The following is a 16,860-nucleotide window of genomic DNA, read 5'->3' on the forward strand; positions in this document are numbered from 1 at the left end:
GGTCTTTGGCACCGCTCGTTGCTTGCACGGCTCGTCGTTTTGCACGGCCGTCGTCAGGCACGGCTCGTTCTTTGCCGCGGTGATCCGGAGCCGTGTCCGAACCGTTGCCAGAATGCGGGGCGGCCGCGATGCGTGTGAAAAGTTGTCCACAGGCAGGGGGTATTAGTCGTTCAAATGGTGCAGCCATGGGGTGGATCAAGTGGCAGGCGTCCCAGGGACGGGACTTCTCCCAGGGGCAGCGGGTAACGTCGAAGCGTGTCCGTCGATCCTCCCCCTCGCCTCGCTGGGGAGACCTCGCCGCGCGTTGCGGGAGGTCAGCAGCGCAGCGCGCCACGCCACCCGCCCCGCGGATCGGGGACGAGCGCGGTCGAGGTCCGTCGCAGCGCCCGGCGCAGCAGAACGGTCTCCGCGTACCGGGAGGGTGACCGCACCATCGTGCTGATCCCGGCCAGGATGTCGGAGGCGGAGGAACGGCGCTGGGTCGGCGTCATGCTCGACAAACTCGCCGCACAGGAGAGCAAGCGGGTCCTCGGTGACGCCGAACTCACGGAGCGTGCGGAGCGTTTGTCGGCCCAGTATTTCGACGGGCGCGCCAGACCGGCTTCCGTACGCTGGGTGACGAACCAGAACACCCGCTGGGGGTCCTGCACTCCGGCGGAGGGCAGTATCCGGCTGTCCCACCGGCTCCAGGGCATGCCCGAGTACGTGGTCGACTACGTGCTCGTCCACGAGCTGGCCCACCTGCTCGTTCCCGGTCATGGCCCCAGGTTCTGGCGGCTGATGGAGGCCTACCCGCGCACCGAGCGCGCCCGCGGCTATCTGGAGGGCGTCGTCTCCGCCGACCGGCTGCCGCATCTGCCGACTGCTCGCGGAGAGTGACGGTCAACGGTCCTGTACCGAATGTGTACCGGCTTGGCTCAATGTCCGCCCCAGCGGTTAGCCTGACGCGACGCATTCAATTCGGGATGGGGGACGGTCGTAACGTATGGCCAGGGAATTTCAACGCGGCCACAAGGCCAAGATCAGTGATCTCACTCCGGGAACAGATCTGTACGTAGGCGTGCAGATCGCCGCTCCTGGTCTGACCTTCGACATCAGTTGCTTCGGGCTCGATGTCAACGAGCAGCTGTCCGACGACCGGTACTTCATCTTCTTCAACCAGCCGAAGTCGCCCGAGGAGTCCATTCAGCTGCTCGGCGCGCAGTCCGGCGACACCGAGTCGTTCCGCGTCACGCTCGACCGCATCCCGGCGAACATCCACCGTCTGTCCTTCACCGCCACGATCGACGGTGCCGGCCAGATGTCGCAGATCGGCCCCGGGTACATCCGCATCGTCGCCGGTGGCGAAGAGGTCGTGCGGTACGCCTTCACGGGCTCCGAGTTCACGACCGAGCGCGCCGTCATGCTGGGGGACTTCTACCTCAAGGACGTATGGCGTTTCGCTGCCGTCGGCCAGGGATTCGACGGCGGTCTCGACGCCCTGCTGAAGAACTTCGGCGGCGAGGTTGCCGAGGAGGAGCAGCCGGTCGCGCAGCCGCCGCAGGGCGCGGCTCCGTCGTTCGCCCCGCCTCCGCAGGCGTCCGCACCGGCACCGGCGTTCGGAGCTCCGGCGGCCCCTGCCGCACCCGCGGCTCCGCAGCCGCCGCAGCCCGCGCCCTCCTTCGGCGCACCGGTGGCCCCGCAGGCTCCCGCCGCCCAGCAGAACCCGCAGATGCACGCCGCACCGACCATGGCCGCCCCTATGGCGCCGCCGGCCCCGTCCCCTTACGGACAGCCGCCGCAGCAGCCGCAGTTCGGCCAGGTCCCCGGCCAGGCGCCACCAGGACAGATGCCCGGCCAGATGCCCGGTCAGGTCCCGGGGCAGCCGCCGCAGCCCGGTATGCCGTCGCCGTACGGTCAGCAGCCCCCCGCCCCGTACGGTCAGCAGGCCCCAGCCCCGTACGGCCAGCAGCCTCCCGGTATGCCCCAGGGCGGCGTGCCCCAGGGAGCTCCGCAGGGCGGCGCCGGTCTCCAGGCGGCCCTGCAGCCGTACCGTGAGACGGCCACGGGCCAGCGCTGGACCCCGCAGAACCAGCAGCTCATGCGCGTCGACCTGACCATGGGCGGCACGCCCGTGCTCGCCCGCCAGGGCAGCATGGTCATGTACCAGGGCAAGGTCGACTTCGGTTACAAGGGAGCCGGTTTCGCCGGCCGGGTCGTCGGCAATGCGACCGGCCAGGAAATGCAGTTGATGCGCTGCAGCGGACGCGGCCAGGTCTTCCTCGCCGAGGACGGCGCCCATCTGCACTCCATCGAGCTGCAGGGCGACGGGATCTGCGTCTCCGCCGAGAACGTCCTCGCCTTCGACGAGTCCCTGCAGCACGAGGTCCGCCGCATCGAGGGCCACGGCATCCCCGGCGGCGCGCTGTTCACGATGATGTTCCAGGGCACGGGCACCGTGGTCGTCAAGACGCACGGCATCCCCGTCGTCCTGCCCGTCACGCCCACCACGTTCGCCGACTGCAACGCGGTCGTCGCCTGGTCGGCCGCCTCACAGGTCATCCTCTCCAGCCAGGTCCGGCTGCGCCGCAACGCGTATCCGGGACACAGCGGCGAGACCGTGAACCTCCAGTTCCGGGGAGCCCCCGGCAACTTCATCGTCGTCCAGCCGTACGAGGTCTGAGGGAGCCCGAAGAAATGAACCAGCAACTCGCGGGCTTCGCCCCGACCCCCGTCGCGGCCCGGATGGAGAACCACGGCCGCGCCATGCTCAAGGTCGCCATGGCCACCGGCCAGGACCTGTACGCGCGTACCGGATCGATGGTCGCCTACGAGGGCTTCGTCCAGTACGAGCCCAACCCGCCCGCCGTCCGGCAGATCGCCGGCCAGTGGGTGACCGGCGAGGGCGCGCCCGTCATGAAGTGCTCCGGCGACGGACTGCTCTACCTCGCCGACTACGGCGCGGACATCGTCGTCATCAACCTCAACAACGACTCGCTCTCGGTCAACGGCAGCAATCTGCTCGCCTTCGACGCGCACCTCCAGTGGGGCGTGGGCAAGGTCAAGGGCCTGGCCAAGTTCGCCGGCCAGGGCCTGTGGAACGTGGAGATCGCGGGGACGGGCTGGGTCGCCCTGACCTCGCGCGGCACCCCGATCGTGGTCGACTGCGGCCGCGGCGAGGACGAGACGTACGTCGACCCCGACGCGCTCGTCGCCTGGTCCCCGAACCTGAAGGTGAAGGGCAAGCGCAGCTTCAAGGCGTCCTCGCTGATCGGGCGGGGAAGCGGCGAGGCGTACCAGATGGCCTTCTCCGGCGAGGGCATCGTCGTCGTACAGCCGAGCGAGGACAGTACCGACCGCCTGCGGATCCGGCACTGAGGGGGAGCGAGAACACATCATGCAGAGCCCGCTTTTCAACTACGCAGAACAGCAGAGCCAGGAACGGTACGTCGTGCAGAACCCGCAGCTGCTGCGGGTCGCGCTGACCGGCCACGACGACATCCTCGCCCGCAAGGGCGCCATGGTGGCGTACCAGGGACTGGTCGACTTCGACGGCGAGTACCAGTCGAGCAACCAGCGCCGGTCCCGCGCCAACACCGGTGAGGGCCTCGACCTGATGCGCTGCTCGGGTCAGGGCACGGTCTACTTCGCCAACCTCGCGCAGTACATCCACGTGGTGGACGTCGACCAGGAGGGCATGACGGTCGACAGCGCCTACGTCCTGGCGCTCGACTCCACGCTGCACACCGAAGTGATCGCGGTGGACAGCCAGTACGGCATCTCCGGGTCCGGCAAGTACCAGCTCAACATCTCGGGCCGGGGCAAGGTCGCGCTGATGACCTCCGGTCAGCCGCTGATGATGCAGGTCACCCCGGACAAGTACGTCAACGCCGACGCCGATGCCATCGTCGCCTGGTCCACGGGCCTGCGGGTGCAGATGCAGGCGCAGACGCACTCCTCCGGCGTGCGCCGTCGCCGCGGCAACACCGGAGAGGGCTGGGAGCTCAGCTTCCTCGGCCAGGGCTTCGCCCTGGTCCAGCCCAGCGAGGTCATGCCCCCGCAGAGCGCGGACATCGGCCAGGGCGTGCGCGCGCAGTTCGGCGCCGGCCAGCACGGCTCCCACGCCCAGAACCAGAACAACGCCTGGAACTAGCCCGGGCGACAGACACGGGTAAGGGGCGGTCGCCTTGTCGACCGCCCCTTACCCGTGTCTGTCGCCCGTACCCGCCTGTGTCCGGAGCCGCTAAAGAAGCGCCCGCGTACGCTCCATGAGCCGTATGACAGAGGCGTCGGCGACGTCCGCGACCTCGTCGTACCGGAACCAGCGCAGGTCCAGGGATTCGTCGCTGATCGCCGGGGCGGCGCCCGCCGGGGCGAGCGCCGCGTACTGCACGTCCAGGTGCCAGTGGCACGGCGCCGGGATCGGATGGCGGTCGAGGACGACCGGCCCGCCGGGCAGCAGGGAGAGCCCGGCCATCCCGGACTCCTCCGTCGCCTCGCGCAGCGCCGCACCGGCGAGTGTCGTGTCGTCCGGCTCGCAGTGGCCGCCCATCTGCAGCCACATGCCGAGCTTCTTGTGCAGCGTGAGCAGCACCCGTCCGTGCTCCGGGTCGATCACCAGGGCGCTGGCCGTCAGATGCCCGGCGTGGCAGGACTTCCATGTCCCGTCCGGGTGCTGTGCCAGATGATCCAGATACGTCTGCCGCAGATCTTCCTGTTCACCTCGGGCGTCGTAGCCCTTGAGTACGAGGACCGCGTCGTCATGGAGGCTCACTTGTCGGTGTCGCCCTCGCCTCGGTCCTCGTCCGTGCCGGTGCTTCCCTGCGCGCCGGAGTCACCGGAGTCGCCCGGCCGGTCCTTGTCGAGCTTCGGGCCGCCCTTGTTCCCGCCGGCCGCCTCGCCGAGCATCTTGTCCAGCTCGGAGAAGTCCAGCTGCTCGCGGTGGACGAAGCCGTCCGGGTCGTCCAGGTCGGTGGCCGTCGGCAGCATGTCCGGGTGCTCCCACAGGGCGTCACGTCCGTCCATGCCGCGCGCGTCCGTCAGCGAGGCCCACAGCCGTGCGGCGTCCCGAAGCCTGCGGGGACGCAGCTGGAGGCCGATCAGGGTCGCGAACGTCTGCTCGGCCGGGCCACCGGAGGCACGGCGCCTGCGCAGCGTCTCCCGCAGGGCGCTCGCCGACGTCAGCCGGGAGGAGGCCGCCTCGTGCACCACCGCGTCCACCCAGCCCTCGACCAGCGCCAGGGCGGTCTCCAGACGGGCCAGGGCCGCCTTCTGCTCCGGGGTGTCCTCCGGCTGGAACATGCCCTGCTGGAGTGCTTCCTGCAGCTGCTCGGGATGCGTCGGGTCGAACTGGCCGACGACGTCCTCGAGCTTGGTCGTGTCGACCTTGATCCCGCGGGCGTACCCCTCGACCGCGCCGAACAGATGCGAGCGCAGCCACGGCACGTGGGCGAAGAGCCGCTGGTGGGCGGCCTCGCGCAGCGCCAGATAGAGCCGGACCTCTTCCCTGGGAACGCCGAGGTCCTTGCCGAGCGCGTCGACGTTGAGCGGCAGGAGCGCCGCCTTGCCTGCGGGGCCGAGCGGCAGCCCGATGTCGGTCGAGCCGACCACTTCACCGGCCAGCACGCCGACGGCCTGTCCGATCTGCTGACCGAACATCGCACCGCCCATCGACCGCATCATGCCGATCAGCGGGCCGGCCATGGCCTGCATCTCCTCGGGCAGCACATCGCCCATGGCGAGGCCGACGCGCTCCGCGACCGGGTCGACGAGCTGCTGCCAGGCCGGCAGGGTCGCCTCGACCCACTCCGCCCGGCTCCACGCCACGGCGGTGCTCGCGCCGGAGGGCAGTGACGTCACGCCGTCCAGCCACAGGTCGGCCAGGCGCACCGCCTCCTCGACCGCGGTCCGCTCGACCGGGCCGACGCTGGCGTCCTTGGTGCCGTCCGGCGTGCCCTGGGAGACGGTCTGGCGGGCGATCTGCTTCGCCATGTCCCAGTTGACCGGGCCGCCCTCGTAGCTCAGCATCTGGCCGAGCTGCTGGAAGGCCGCGCCCAGGTCGTTCGGGTTCAGGGAGCCGAACATGGCCGCGAAGGGGTTGTCCCCGCCGCTCCCGAAACCGAATCCGAACGGGTCGGCCGGGGACCCTCCGGAGCCCTGGCCACCTTCGCCGGGATTCTTCTTCTTGCCCTCGTCGCCGTTCTCCGGCTCCTCCGGCGGAAGGCCGAATCCGAATGGGGTGTCACTCACGGGTTTCCTCGGCTCGTAGGGCCGCCGACTTCTGCCGGCGGCGGCTGCCCGACATCACCACCCAGCGTAGACATCCGAACCGCTTACGGGCTCGGTGCTCCGCCGACACGTGGCCTGCGGCAGGATGGACGCCACCTGGTGCGTATGCGTCATTCGCTTACGTACTGAAGACAACCGCTGGAGACGCCTGGTGAGTTCCCCAGATCCGCAGGTTCGCGCAGCGCGAAACCACTCAACCCCCGCAGGCAGCGGGCCGTCCGGCCGTGGCCCCGTCGTCGCGGTCACCGGCGCCGCCACCGGCATCGGTGATCTGCTGACCCGGCGCCTCGCCGAGTCCGACGAGGTCAAGCAGGTCGTGGCCCTGGACGAGCGCCGCGGCGAGGTGACCGAGGCGCAGTGGCACATCCTCGACGTGCGGGACCCGGCCATCGCGGAGAAGCTCCGCGGCGTCGACGTCGTCGTGCACCTGGCGCTCGACCTCGGCCTGGACTCCGATCCCGCCGCGCGCACCGCCTACAACGTCCGGGGCACCCAGACCGTGCTGACCGCGGCCGCCGCCGCCGGGGTCCACCGGGTCGTCCTGTGCACCTCGGCCATGGTCTACGGGGCGCTGCCCGAGAACGACATCCCGCTCTCGGAGGACGCCGAGCTGCGCGCCACGGCCGAGGCGACCGGCGTCGGCGACCTTCTCGAGATCGAGAGACTGGCCCGCCGCGCGCCCCGCGCGCACCCCGGCCTCAACGTGACGGTGCTGAGACCGGCCGTCCTGGTGGGCGGCACCGACACCGCGCTCACCCGCTACTTCGAGTCGCCCCGGCTGCTCGTGGTCGCCGGGTCCCGCCCGACCTGGCAGTTCTGCCACGTCGAGGACCTGGTCAGCGCCCTGGAGTACGCCGCCCTCGAGAAGGTCGAGGGCGAGCTGGCCGTGGGCTGCGACGGCTGGCTGGAGCAGGAGGAGATCGAGGAGCTCAGCGGCATCCGGCGGATGGAGCTGCCGTCGGCGGTGGCTCTGGGCGCCGCGGCCCGCCTCCACCGGATCGGGCTCACGCCTTCGCCGGCCGGGGACCTCGCGTACACGATGCACCCCTGGGTGGTGAGCGTCAGCGGGCTGCACGACGCGGGCTGGCGTCCGCAGTGGACCAATGAGGAGGTGCTGGCCGCGCTCCTGGAGGAGGTGGAGGGCCGCCACACGGTGGCGGGCCGTCGTCTCGGCCGCAAGGACGCCACCGCCGCGGGCGCCGCCGGTGCGACCGTCGCGCTGCTCGGCACGGCCGCCCTGGTCCGCCGGGCACGCAAGGCACGCCGGAGGATCTGAGGAGACCGCCGGGCCCCGGTCGGGGCAGGGGCTTGTGGGAGGCTCCAACGAGGATTGATCCCGAACGGTCGAAAGGGCTATTCCGCGTTGTCGGTGCCGTACGGCACGATGGACGTCATGGCACGCACGTACGACCATCCAGGCGAGCAGGCGGCGACGGACCCGATCCGTCTGCTGGCGATCCGGGACACACCGCTGTCCCTCGACGAGGTATTCACGGCGGTCGGCGACGATGCCGCGGGCGGCACGGCGCTGTTCGTCGGCACCGTGCGCAACCACGACGGTGGCGCCGATGTCGACACCCTCGGGTACTCCTGCCACCCGACGGCGGAGGCGGAGATGCGCCGCATCGCCGAGAAGGTCGCCGCGGAGTACCCCGTTCGGGCGCTGGCCGCCGTCCACCGTGTGGGTGACCTGGCGGTGGGTGACCTCGCGGTGGTCGTCGCCGTGTCCTGCCCGCACCGGGGCGAGGCGTTCGAGGCCTGCCGGAAGCTGATCGACGACCTCAAGCACGAGGTGCCGATCTGGAAGCATCAGCGTTTCTCAGATGGTGCAGAAGAATGGGTGGGTGCGTGCTGACCGTGCTCGTGCCGTTGGGATGACGCTGAAACCCGACCAGTACCCATCCGCCCGATTTGCGTAACCGCACCCCTGCCGTGAGCGTTGAAGCGGCAGATGACTAATCTGCTGATCAGTCGGTGCTTTCGCTCATGGGGTAGGGAGGTCGCGATGGCAGTTCTGGCCTGGTTGCTGATTCCGCTGTTCGCTGCTGTCGGTGCTGCGATATGGGCGGGCTGGGCGTCCAGAAACCGTACGAGCGGTGATGTCGCCGAGCTCGCCGGGTATGCCCGTTTCCGTGATGCCATGGAGCGGGCCGCCTCCCCCTCCGGCACCGACGCCGTGCGTCCCTGACACACTGACCGAACCGACCGGCCGTCCCGCGCCGCTGCTCAGGGCCCCGGACGGACCGGCCCCGACGGTGCGTTCGCAGGCATGTCCCGTACTGTCGTTCCATGCCACGCCGCACCGCGACGATGCTCGCCTCCACGCTCATCTTCATTGCGCTGCTCTGCGCGGGCGTGTTCCTCACCGTGCCGTACGCGAAGATGTCCCCCGGTCCTACGGTGAACACTCTCGGGACCGCGGACGGCGAGCCGGTGCTCGACATCTCGGGCCGTGAGACCTACCCGACGACCGGCAATCTGAACATGACGACGGTCCGGGTGACCGGCGCCGATTACCAGATGAACCTCCTGGAGGCGGTCTACGGCTGGGTGGCGCACGACTACGTCGTCGTGCCGCACGACACCCTCTACCCGAACGGGAAGACGGAGGAGGAGTCGACGCAGGAGAACGCCGAGGAGTTCAGCCAGTCACAGGAGAGCGCCAAGGTCGCCGCCCTGCGCGAGCTGAAGATCCCCGTCAAGGCGCGCGTCGTCGTCTCCTCCGTCGTCAAGGGCTCGCCGTCGCAGAACAGGCTGCACGCCGGTGACGTGATCCGTGCCGTCGACGGCACGCCCGTCAAGCAGCCGGAGGACGTCGCGAAGCTCGTCGTGAAGCACAAGCCCGGTGAGGAGGTCGTCTTCACCGTCGTGCCCGTCGACGAGGCCGCCGCCGCGGAGAAGGCGGGCAAGGAGCCGGAGAACACCGCGAAGGTCACGGTCGAGACGGTCGAGGCCGAGGACGACGGCAGGGCCATCGTCGGGATCCAGGCCGGAACCGACCACACGTTCCCGTTCGAGGTCGACATCAATCTGGCGGACGTCGGTGGCCCGAGCGCAGGTCTGATGTTCGCTCTCGGCATCGTCGACAAGCTCACGGCCGGGGAGTTGACGGGCGGCAACTTCGTCGCCGGTACGGGCACCATCGACGAGGCCGGCAAGGTCGGACCGATCGGCGGCATCGAGATGAAGCTCGTCGGCGCGCGCAACGCGGGTGCGGAGTACTTCCTCACGCCGAGCGCCAACTGCGCGGCCGCGGCCTCCGACACCCCGGACGGGCTGACGCTGGTGAAGGTGGACACCATCAAGGACGCACGGGCGTCGCTGACGAAGATCGAGGCGGGCGACACCGCCGCGCTGCCGAGCTGCTCGGCGAGCTGACCCGCCAGCCGCAAGCCCCCCGGCGAGCCGCCGGCCAAAGACGCGCGAGCCACGACGCCGCGCCCCGACCATCGGGGCGCGGCGTCGCCGTACGAGTCGCGTCTACGACTCGAAGGTCGCGTGCAGGGCTTCGGCCAGGCCGGGAACGAGGCCGGCCCCGGTGAGCACCTCGTTCGGGGAGTCCTTCGAGCGCAGCCGCAGCGCGGACTCCCTGCTGCCGTCGCGCAGCACGGCCACGGTCATCCGGACCTCCTGCCGGTCGGGGTGCTCGGCCACCCACTTGGTGAGGGCCGTGTCGTCGAGTCCGACCGGTACGTCGGACTCCGCCGAGGGCGGCAGCATCAGCCGCTCCACGGTCAGTGCGCAGCCGGCGACCGCGTCGGGCCATGCGATGGTGCCGAGGAACTCGTCCAGCGGGGTGCCGGCCGGGATCTCGTCCTGTTCGACGGGGGTGAGCGGCGCGGCCTGCTCGGCGGTGTCAAGGCCGAGCTGTGAGGCCAGCCCCGGTTCCTGGGAGCGCAGCTGAGCGGTGTCGACGAGAGCGAACAGCCGGGCCGGCTGATCCCAGCCGAGACCGGCCGCGTACTCGTCGATCTCGAGCACGGCGCGGGTGAGTGGGGTCGCGGCCATCGGGGGGCCGGAAGAGGAAACGTTGGGCATGCCCAATATCCTGCCTCCTTCCTGCCCCGCGACGGGAACTAGGTAAAGCCTCAGTAAGTTGCATAGGTGGGCTCTACGATCGCGGGGCCCGTTTCACACAACCGCGAACTTCGAGGGGCGCACGTTGGCTTTCCAGATGCCGGACCGCGGCGGAGGCCCGACAGGGCCACGGATCAGAGTGGGCCGGCCGTCCCGGCGTGTCCGCACCCTGCTTGTGACGTTGGGCGCCTTGGCTGTCCTGGCCATGGTGTTCGTCATGTTCTCCGGGTTCTGGACCGACTGGCTCTGGTACCGCTCGGTCGATTACTCGTCCGTCTTCACCACGACTCTCTGGACCAAGATCGGCCTGTTCGCCGTCTTCGGTCTGCTGATGGCGACCGCCGTCGGCGTGAACATCTGGCTGGCGCACCGGCTGCGGCCGCCGCTCAGCGCGATGTCGCTGGAGCAACAGAGCCTCGACCGTTACCGGATGAGCATCGCCCCGTACAAGAAGTGGGTGCTCCTCGCGATCACCGCGCTCGTCGGGCTGATCGCCGGAGCGTCCGCCACGGGCCAGTGGCGGACCTGGCTCATGTGGGTGAACGGGGTGTCCTTCGGCCAGAAGGACCCGCAGTTCGGCATGGACGTGTCGTTCTTCGCGTTCGACCTGCCGTGGTACCGGTTCATGCTCGGCTTCGGCTTCGCGGCCATCGTGCTGTCGCTGATCGCCGCTGCGCTGACCCACTACCTGTACGGCGGGCTGCGCATCACCAGCCCGGGCGCCCGCGCGACCGCCGCGGCCACCGGCCATCTGTCGGTGCTGCTGGGCCTGTTCGTCGCCCTGAAGGCGGTGGCGTACTGGCTGGACCGGTACGGCCTCGCGGTGAAGTCGAGCGACTTCAAGGCGACCGACAACTGGACGGGCCTGCGCTACGTCGACGCCAACGCGTATCTGCCGGCGAAGACGATCCTGTTCTGCATCGCCGTCATCTGCGCGCTGCTGTTCTTCGCGACGCTGTGGCGCCGCACCTGGCAGCTGCCGGTGATCGGCTTCGGTCTGATGGTCCTGTCGGCGATCCTGATCGGCGGTCTGTACCCGGCCATCGTGCAGAAGTTCCAGGTCCAGCCGAACGAGCAGGCCAAGGAAGCGCCGTACATCGAGAAGAACATCGACGCGACGCGCAAGGCCTACGGCATCGACGGGGTGAAGCCCGGGGACTACACGGGCCGCGGCGAGGTCAAGAACCCGGCACAGCAGCGGAAGAACGCCGACGCCGCCGCCAGCTACCGCATCAACGACCCGAACATCGTCTCGCCGACGTTCCAGCAGCTGGAGCAGGAGCGTAAGTACTACCAGTTCCCGTCCACCCTGGACGTCGACCGGTACGCCGGCCAGGACACGATCATCGGTCTGCGTGAGCTCAACCTCGCCGGGGTCGACAAGCGCAACTGGATCAACGACCACTTCACGTACACCCACGGCTTCGGAGCCGTCACCGCCAAGGGCACCGCGACCGCGGAGGGCACCAGCGGCTCGCCGGCGTTCACCGAGTCCGGTCTGCCGACCAAGGGCATGCTCGGGGACTACGAGCAGCGGATCTACTACGGCGAGAAGACCACGCAGTACTCGATCGTGGGCGGCCCCCAGAAGGAGCTCGACTACGAGCAGGACGGCGGCGGTCAGGTCACCACGAGCTACACGGGCAAGGGCGGCATCGACGTCTCCGGCCCGCTCAACCGTGCCGCGTACGCCGTCGCCTTCAGCGAGCCGCAGATCATGTACTCGGGAGCCATCGGCGACGGTTCCAAGATCCTCTACAACCGCACGCCGAAGCAGCGCGTCGAGGCGGTCGCCCCGTGGCTGACCATCGACGGCGACGCGTACCCGGCCGTGATCGGCAAGCGGATCCAGTGGGTCGTCGACGCCTACACGACCACCAACGGGTACCCGTACGCCTCGCGGACGACGCTGGGCGACACCACGGCCGACTCGCTGACCGACCGCCAGCGCGCGGTGGTCGCGCAGCAGAACCAGGTCAACTACATCCGCAACTCGGTGAAGGCCACCGTCGACGCCTTCGACGGCACCGTCACGCTGTACGAGTGGGACGAGAACGACCCGGTGCTGAAGACCTGGAAGAAGGCGTTCCCGGGCACGGTCAAGGACAAGGCCGACATCCCGGACGCGCTGCAGGACCACCTGCGGTACCCGCAGGACATGTTCAAGGTCCAGCGCGAGCTGCTCGCCCTCTACCACGTCACCGACGCGGACCAGTTCTACAACGCGAGTGACGCCTGGCAGGTGCCCAACGACCCGACGAAGTCGGACAGCAACGCGGTGCCGCCGTACTACCTGTCGATGAAGCTGCCGGGTGACAAGGCCCAGCAGTTCTCGCTGACGACCACGTTCACCCCCAGTGGACGGCCCAACCTCCGGGCCTTCATGGCGGTCGACGCGGACGCCAACAGTAAGGAATACGGCAAGATCCAGCTGCTGCGGGTGACCGACGACAACGTCGACGGTCCCGAACAGGTGCAGAGCCGGCTCAACCGCCATGGCCCGATCGCCACGTACGTCCGTGACCTCAAGGGCGCGGACTCGACGATCAAGTACGGCAACCTGCTGACGGTTCCGCTCGACAGCGGCTTCCTGTACGTCGAGCCCATCTACGCCCAGGGCCGGGGCTCCGAGTTCCCGCTGCTGAGCAAGGTGGCGGTCGTCTACGGGCAGAAGATCGGCTTCGCCGACGACCTCGCCGGCGCCCTCACTCAGGTCTTCGGGGAGGAGGGTGCTCCGGAGGAGGAGACGCCGCCGACCGACCCGGCCGAGCCGCCGGGCGACCCGACCGAGCCCCCGGCCACCGGGGACGCCGCCCTCAAGAAGGCCATCGCGGACGCCCAGAAGGCGTACGACGACGCCAGGGCGGCCCTAGAGAAGGAGCCGACGGACTGGGCCGCCTACGGCAAGGCGCAGGCCGACCTGGAGGCCGCGCTGAAGCGCGCTGCCGACGCGCAGAAGGCCCCGCCGGAGCCCGCGCCGGGCGCGGAGTCCGACGCCAAGCCGGACGCCAAGCCTGACGCGAAACCGGACGCCGAGCCTGACGGAGGGGCTCCGCCAGGCGAGTGACCAGGCACCATCCCGCGTCGTGGTACGGTTGCAACACAACGACGCGGGGTGGAGCAGCTCGGTAGCTCGCTGGGCTCATAACCCAGAGGTCGCAGGTTCAAATCCTGTCCCCGCTACTGAAGAAGAGGGCCCGGATCCTTCCAGGATCCGGGCCTTCTTCGTGTTGCCCACTTCTTTCCCGCCCCGAAGTGCGTGCCGCGGGCCGTGAGTTGGGGCCGTTCGTGTTTGACTTATCTCTCTGTGGGCATGTCGACAAAACGCTGAAGTGACCTCACTGGCTGCGGTATACCAGGTGTACGCGGGTTGCAGGTGGTGCGACGATGGAATTTATGGGGGACAGGGCAACTCTGTTGGAGACAGGGCGGTTTGTGCAGCCGCATGCCGGGGACATGGCGGACGCGATCGACGCGGTGGTCGGCGCCGGCCGTCACAGCAATGACCACACCGACGACGACAACACCGACGCGCTGGAGACCGCCGGCGCGGAGGCGCGTCATAGGAGCGCCGCCGACGCCGGGGACACCGCTGCCATGAGCGTCCTCGGCGCGCTGCTGCTGCGCCGGGGGGACCTGGACGCGGCGGAGCCGTATCTGCGGGGCGCGACCGCGGACGGTGACCGCGCCGCGGCCAACAATCTCGGCGTGCTGCTCCACCAGCGCGGTTACGCGGAGGAGGCGGCCGGCTGGTGGCGGATCGCCGCCGTGGCCGGCTCCGCGGCCGCCGCGCACGCCCTGGGACGTCACTTCCGCGAGCGGGGCGACGAGCCCGCCGCCGAGTACTGGCTGCGCCAGTCCGCGGAGCAGGGCCACGCCCTCGGCGCCTACGCGCTCGCCGACCTGCTGGAGCACCGCAGCGACAAGGGCGCGGAGCGCTGGCTGCGCATGGCCGCCGAACAGGGCCACCGCGAGGCGGCGTACCGGCTCGCCCGCGCCCTGGAGCGCCGTGCGGTGGAGGAGTGCCGCAAGAGCGACGGGCTGGACCGGCTGGTCCGCCCCGCCTCCGGTGCCCGGACCACCGCTGCCCCCGAGTGGCGCCCCGCCGCCCCCGCCCGGGCCGGCCAGGCGCCCGCCGCACGCACCGCCCCGGCCGCCGCCCGTGAGGGCGACGCCGCGAGCCCGGGCGGGCTCTGGCAGACGGACGCCGCGCTGCGCGCGCTCGCGGACGCGGAGGAGGCGCACCGGGCCCCCGGCGGCGACGAGGCCGCCGGTACCGGCGGCGGCACGGGCAAGGCGGGACGCCGGGCCCGTACGGGCGGGACAGGCGAGCAGGGAACCGGCACGGACGGCGGACCCACCGCCCCGGGCCGCGCCCTGCTCGACGAGGCCGCCCAGTGGTACCGGCAGTCCGCCGCGCGCGGTCACCGGCGGGCCGCCCTGCACCTGGGGGCGATCCTCGAGAAGCGCGGCGAGCTCAAGGAGGCGGGCCGCTGGTACCTCACCGCCGCCAAGGACGGCGAGGCGCGCGCCGCCTGTGCGCTCGGTTTCCTGCTGCGCGACGCGGGCGACGAGGAGAGCGCCGCCGTGTGGTGGCTGCGCGCCGCCCAGGAGGGCGACGGCAACGCGGCCAACGCCCTGGGCGCGCTGCACGCCGCACGCGGCGAGCAGCAGACGGCGGAGCGCTGGTACCGCGCCGCCATGGACGCGGGCGACGTCAACGGCGCGTACAACCTCGGGCTGCTCTGCGCCGCCCAGGACCGTACGGCCCAGGCCGAGCAGTGGTACCGCCGGGCCGCGTACGCCGGACACCGCGAGGCCGCCAACGCGCTGGCCGTCCTGCTGCTGCAGGCCGGCGACGCCGTGGGCGCCGAGCCGTGGTTCTCCAAGGCGGCCGAGGCCGGAAGCGTCGACGCGGCCTTCAACCTGGGCATCCTGCACGCAGGCCGGGACGACGACGGTACGGCCCTGGCCTGGTACGAGCGGGCCGCCGCGGCCGGACACACGGAGGCGGCGCTTCAGGTCGGCATCGCCCTGCTGCGGGACGGTGACGAGCAGGGCGCTGAGCGCCACCTGCGCTGCGCCGCGGGCGGCGGCAGCGCGGAGGCGGCGTTCCGGCTCGCCACCGTGCTGGACTCCCGCCGTCCGCCGCCCGGACCGCCGGCGCTCGGGGAGCCGGTGGCGGCGAAGGACGAGTGCGAGGAGTGGTACGAGCGGGCCGCCGAGCAGGGGCACCGCCGGGCCCAGGTACGGGTCGGCATGCTGGCCGCCGCGCGCGGCGACATGGCGGAGGCCGCCCGCTGGTACCGGGAGGCCGCGGAGACGGGCAGCCGCAGCGGTGCGTTCAATCTGGGGCTGCTGCTCGCCCGCGAGGGCAGCGAGCGCGAGGCGTCGCTGTGGTGGACCCGTGCCGCCCGGGCGGGGCACGGCCGGGCGGCGCTGCGTCTCGCGCTGCTCGCGGCCCGCAGGGGCGAGCTGGCCGAGGGGCAGCGGTGGTGCGCGAGGGCCGTCGAACTCGGTCCCGCCGAGGTGGCCGAGCGGGCCGCCCGGCTGCGCGAGGCACTGCTCCAGGAGCTCACCGCATAGTGATTTGCGCTGGTCGGCGGCGTGACGTAATGTTGTGTTCATCGCCGCGGGGTGGAGCAGCTCGGTAGCTCGCTGGGCTCATAACCCAGAGGTCGCAGGTTCAAATCCTGTCCCCGCTACTGACAGAAGGCCCGGATCCTTAATAGATCCGGGCCTTCGGCGTGTGTGCCCCATCCGGCGCGCATCACGAAGCAGGCCCCCGACGCTCAGAGCGTCGGGGGCCTGCTTCTTCGTACGGGTGCGCTAGCCGGTGGCGCAGTTCGGGCAGGTGCCTCGGTAGGTCACCTCGACGTCGGAGATCGTGAAGCCGAAGCGCTCCGTGTCCGGCAGGTCGGCGAGCGGATCGCCCACCGGGTGTACGTCCCGGACGGCGCCGCAGCGGGCGCAGACCAGGTGCTGGTGCGGACGGTGCGCGTTCGGGTCGTACCGCTTGGCGCGGCGGTCCGTCGACACCTCGAGGACCTCGCCGAGGTTCACCAGCTCGCCCAGGGTGTTGTAGACGGTCGCCCGGGAGATCTCCGGCAGCCGCTCCACCGCACGGGCGTGCACCTCGTCGGCGGTCAGATGGACATGGTCGCCGTCGAGGACCTCGGCCACGACACGCCGCTGTGCGGTCATCCGCCAGCCGCGTCCGCGAAGTCGATCCAGAAGGTCACTCATAGGGCCAGCCTAACAGTGAGAGGGACGCAGTCCCGAACGGGTGTGACTTTGGATGCTCGCTTGACTTAGATAATGTCCATTGTAGGATCGACACCGGCACTGGCCAAGGGCAGGGAAGTGCCGAGAGACGACTGGGCAGTACATGACGCAGGAGGCGCACGTGACGCAGGGACCGCTCACCACGGAGGCCGGGGCTCCGGTCGCCGACAATCAGAACAGCGAGACCGCGGGCGTCGGCGGGCCGGTGCTCGTCCAGGACCAGCTCCTGCT

General features: G+C 70.5%; 14 protein-coding genes and 2 tRNA genes. 12 read left to right on the forward strand and 4 right to left on the reverse strand.

Features of this window, described 5'->3' with window-relative positions:
• Positions 1-255 precede the first annotated feature (255 nt).
• The 4 genes from ACWD01_RS06855 (at position 256) to ACWD01_RS06870 (ending at position 4,132) form a co-directional block, all read left to right on the forward strand.
• Complete coding sequence (locus ACWD01_RS06855) at positions 256-879, forward strand: SprT-like domain-containing protein (RefSeq protein ID WP_451158838.1); 624 nt, start codon at positions 256-258, stop codon at positions 877-879.
• Positions 880-985: 106 nt separating this feature from the next.
• Positions 986-2,662, forward strand: a complete 1,677-nt coding sequence (locus ACWD01_RS06860; RefSeq protein WP_451158840.1) for a TerD family protein — start codon at positions 986-988, stop codon at positions 2,660-2,662.
• A gap of 14 nt (positions 2,663-2,676) precedes the next feature.
• On the forward strand, positions 2,677-3,357 hold the full coding sequence (locus tag ACWD01_RS06865; RefSeq protein WP_451158842.1) for an AIM24 family protein: 681 nt from the start codon (positions 2,677-2,679) through the stop codon (positions 3,355-3,357).
• 19 nt (positions 3,358-3,376) lie between these two features.
• Positions 3,377-4,132, forward strand: coding sequence for an AIM24 family protein (locus tag ACWD01_RS06870; RefSeq protein WP_451158844.1), 756 nt, complete (start codon positions 3,377-3,379; stop codon positions 4,130-4,132).
• A gap of 90 nt (positions 4,133-4,222) precedes the next feature.
• Here ACWD01_RS06870 and ACWD01_RS06875 read toward each other — a convergent pair whose 3' ends face one another.
• Positions 4,223-4,753, reverse strand: a complete 531-nt coding sequence (locus ACWD01_RS06875) for an NUDIX hydrolase (protein WP_451158846.1) — start codon at positions 4,751-4,753, stop codon at positions 4,223-4,225.
• Entirely contained in the window at positions 4,750-6,228 is a 1,479-nt protein-coding gene (locus ACWD01_RS06880) for a zinc-dependent metalloprotease (protein ID WP_451158848.1), read from the reverse strand. The genes ACWD01_RS06875 and ACWD01_RS06880 overlap by 4 nt, the downstream gene beginning before the upstream one ends.
• Positions 6,229-6,418: 190 nt before the next feature.
• Between ACWD01_RS06880 and ACWD01_RS06885 the strand changes: the two genes are divergently transcribed.
• The 4 genes from ACWD01_RS06885 (at position 6,419) to ACWD01_RS06900 (ending at position 9,645) form a co-directional block, all read left to right on the forward strand.
• Positions 6,419-7,543: an SDR family oxidoreductase gene (locus ACWD01_RS06885; protein WP_451158850.1), complete on the forward strand. Its 1,125-nt coding sequence runs from the start codon at positions 6,419-6,421 to the stop codon at positions 7,541-7,543.
• A gap of 117 nt (positions 7,544-7,660) precedes the next feature.
• Positions 7,661-8,122 (forward strand): molybdenum cofactor biosynthesis protein MoaE, encoded by a 462-nt coding sequence (locus tag ACWD01_RS06890; RefSeq protein ID WP_451158852.1) that lies wholly within the window; start codon positions 7,661-7,663, stop codon positions 8,120-8,122.
• A 150-nt stretch (positions 8,123-8,272) separates the two neighbouring features.
• Positions 8,273-8,455: a hypothetical protein gene (locus ACWD01_RS06895; RefSeq protein WP_356892291.1), complete on the forward strand. Its 183-nt coding sequence runs from the start codon at positions 8,273-8,275 to the stop codon at positions 8,453-8,455.
• A gap of 101 nt (positions 8,456-8,556) precedes the next feature.
• Positions 8,557-9,645 carry a YlbL family protein gene (locus ACWD01_RS06900; protein WP_451158854.1) on the forward strand — a complete coding sequence of 363 codons (1,089 nt, stop codon included), beginning with the start codon at positions 8,557-8,559 and terminating at the stop codon, positions 9,643-9,645.
• A gap of 102 nt (positions 9,646-9,747) precedes the next feature.
• Here ACWD01_RS06900 and ACWD01_RS06905 read toward each other — a convergent pair whose 3' ends face one another.
• Positions 9,748-10,305 carry a PPA1309 family protein gene (locus tag ACWD01_RS06905; RefSeq protein WP_356892287.1) on the reverse strand — a complete coding sequence of 186 codons (558 nt, stop codon included), beginning with the start codon at positions 10,303-10,305 and terminating at the stop codon, positions 9,748-9,750.
• 136 nt (positions 10,306-10,441) lie between these two features.
• Between ACWD01_RS06905 and ACWD01_RS06910 the strand changes: the two genes are divergently transcribed.
• The 4 genes from ACWD01_RS06910 (at position 10,442) to ACWD01_RS06925 (ending at position 16,049) form a co-directional block, all read left to right on the forward strand.
• Entirely contained in the window at positions 10,442-13,411 is a 2,970-nt protein-coding gene (locus ACWD01_RS06910; protein WP_451158879.1) for a UPF0182 family membrane protein, read from the forward strand.
• A gap of 42 nt (positions 13,412-13,453) precedes the next feature.
• Positions 13,454-13,527, forward strand: a tRNA-Met gene (locus ACWD01_RS06915).
• A gap of 204 nt (positions 13,528-13,731) precedes the next feature.
• Positions 13,732-15,930: a sel1 repeat family protein gene (locus ACWD01_RS06920; RefSeq protein WP_451158857.1), complete on the forward strand. Its 2,199-nt coding sequence runs from the start codon at positions 13,732-13,734 to the stop codon at positions 15,928-15,930.
• A gap of 45 nt (positions 15,931-15,975) precedes the next feature.
• Positions 15,976-16,049, forward strand: a tRNA-Met gene (locus tag ACWD01_RS06925).
• 124 nt (positions 16,050-16,173) lie between these two features.
• On the opposite strand, the gene ACWD01_RS06930 is transcribed toward ACWD01_RS06925, so the two are convergent.
• Positions 16,174-16,590: a Fur family transcriptional regulator gene (locus tag ACWD01_RS06930; RefSeq protein WP_451158859.1), complete on the reverse strand. Its 417-nt coding sequence runs from the start codon at positions 16,588-16,590 to the stop codon at positions 16,174-16,176.
• Between the last annotated feature and the right edge of the window lie 270 nt (positions 16,591-16,860).

Source organism: Streptomyces sp. NPDC002835, from assembly GCF_053591995.1.

Coding starts and splice junctions, on each gene's coding strand:
- ACWD01_RS06860 (WP_451158840.1), top strand. CDS start 986: ATGGCCAGGGAATTTCAACGCGGCCACAAGGCCAAGATCAGTGATCTC.
- ACWD01_RS06865 (WP_451158842.1), top strand. CDS start 2,677: ATGAACCAGCAACTCGCGGGCTTCGCCCCGACCCCCGTCGCGGCCCGG.
- ACWD01_RS06870 (WP_451158844.1), top strand. CDS start 3,377: ATGCAGAGCCCGCTTTTCAACTACGCAGAACAGCAGAGCCAGGAACGG.
- ACWD01_RS06890 (WP_451158852.1), top strand. CDS start 7,661: ATGGCACGCACGTACGACCATCCAGGCGAGCAGGCGGCGACGGACCCG.
- ACWD01_RS06895 (WP_356892291.1), top strand. CDS start 8,273: ATGGCAGTTCTGGCCTGGTTGCTGATTCCGCTGTTCGCTGCTGTCGGT.
- ACWD01_RS06900 (WP_451158854.1), top strand. CDS start 8,557: ATGCCACGCCGCACCGCGACGATGCTCGCCTCCACGCTCATCTTCATT.
- ACWD01_RS06905 (WP_356892287.1), bottom strand. CDS start 10,305: ATGCCCAACGTTTCCTCTTCCGGCCCCCCGATGGCCGCGACCCCACTC.
- ACWD01_RS06910 (WP_451158879.1), top strand. CDS start 10,442: ATGCCGGACCGCGGCGGAGGCCCGACAGGGCCACGGATCAGAGTGGGC.
- ACWD01_RS06920 (WP_451158857.1), top strand. CDS start 13,732: ATGGAATTTATGGGGGACAGGGCAACTCTGTTGGAGACAGGGCGGTTT.
- ACWD01_RS06930 (WP_451158859.1), bottom strand. CDS start 16,590: ATGAGTGACCTTCTGGATCGACTTCGCGGACGCGGCTGGCGGATGACC.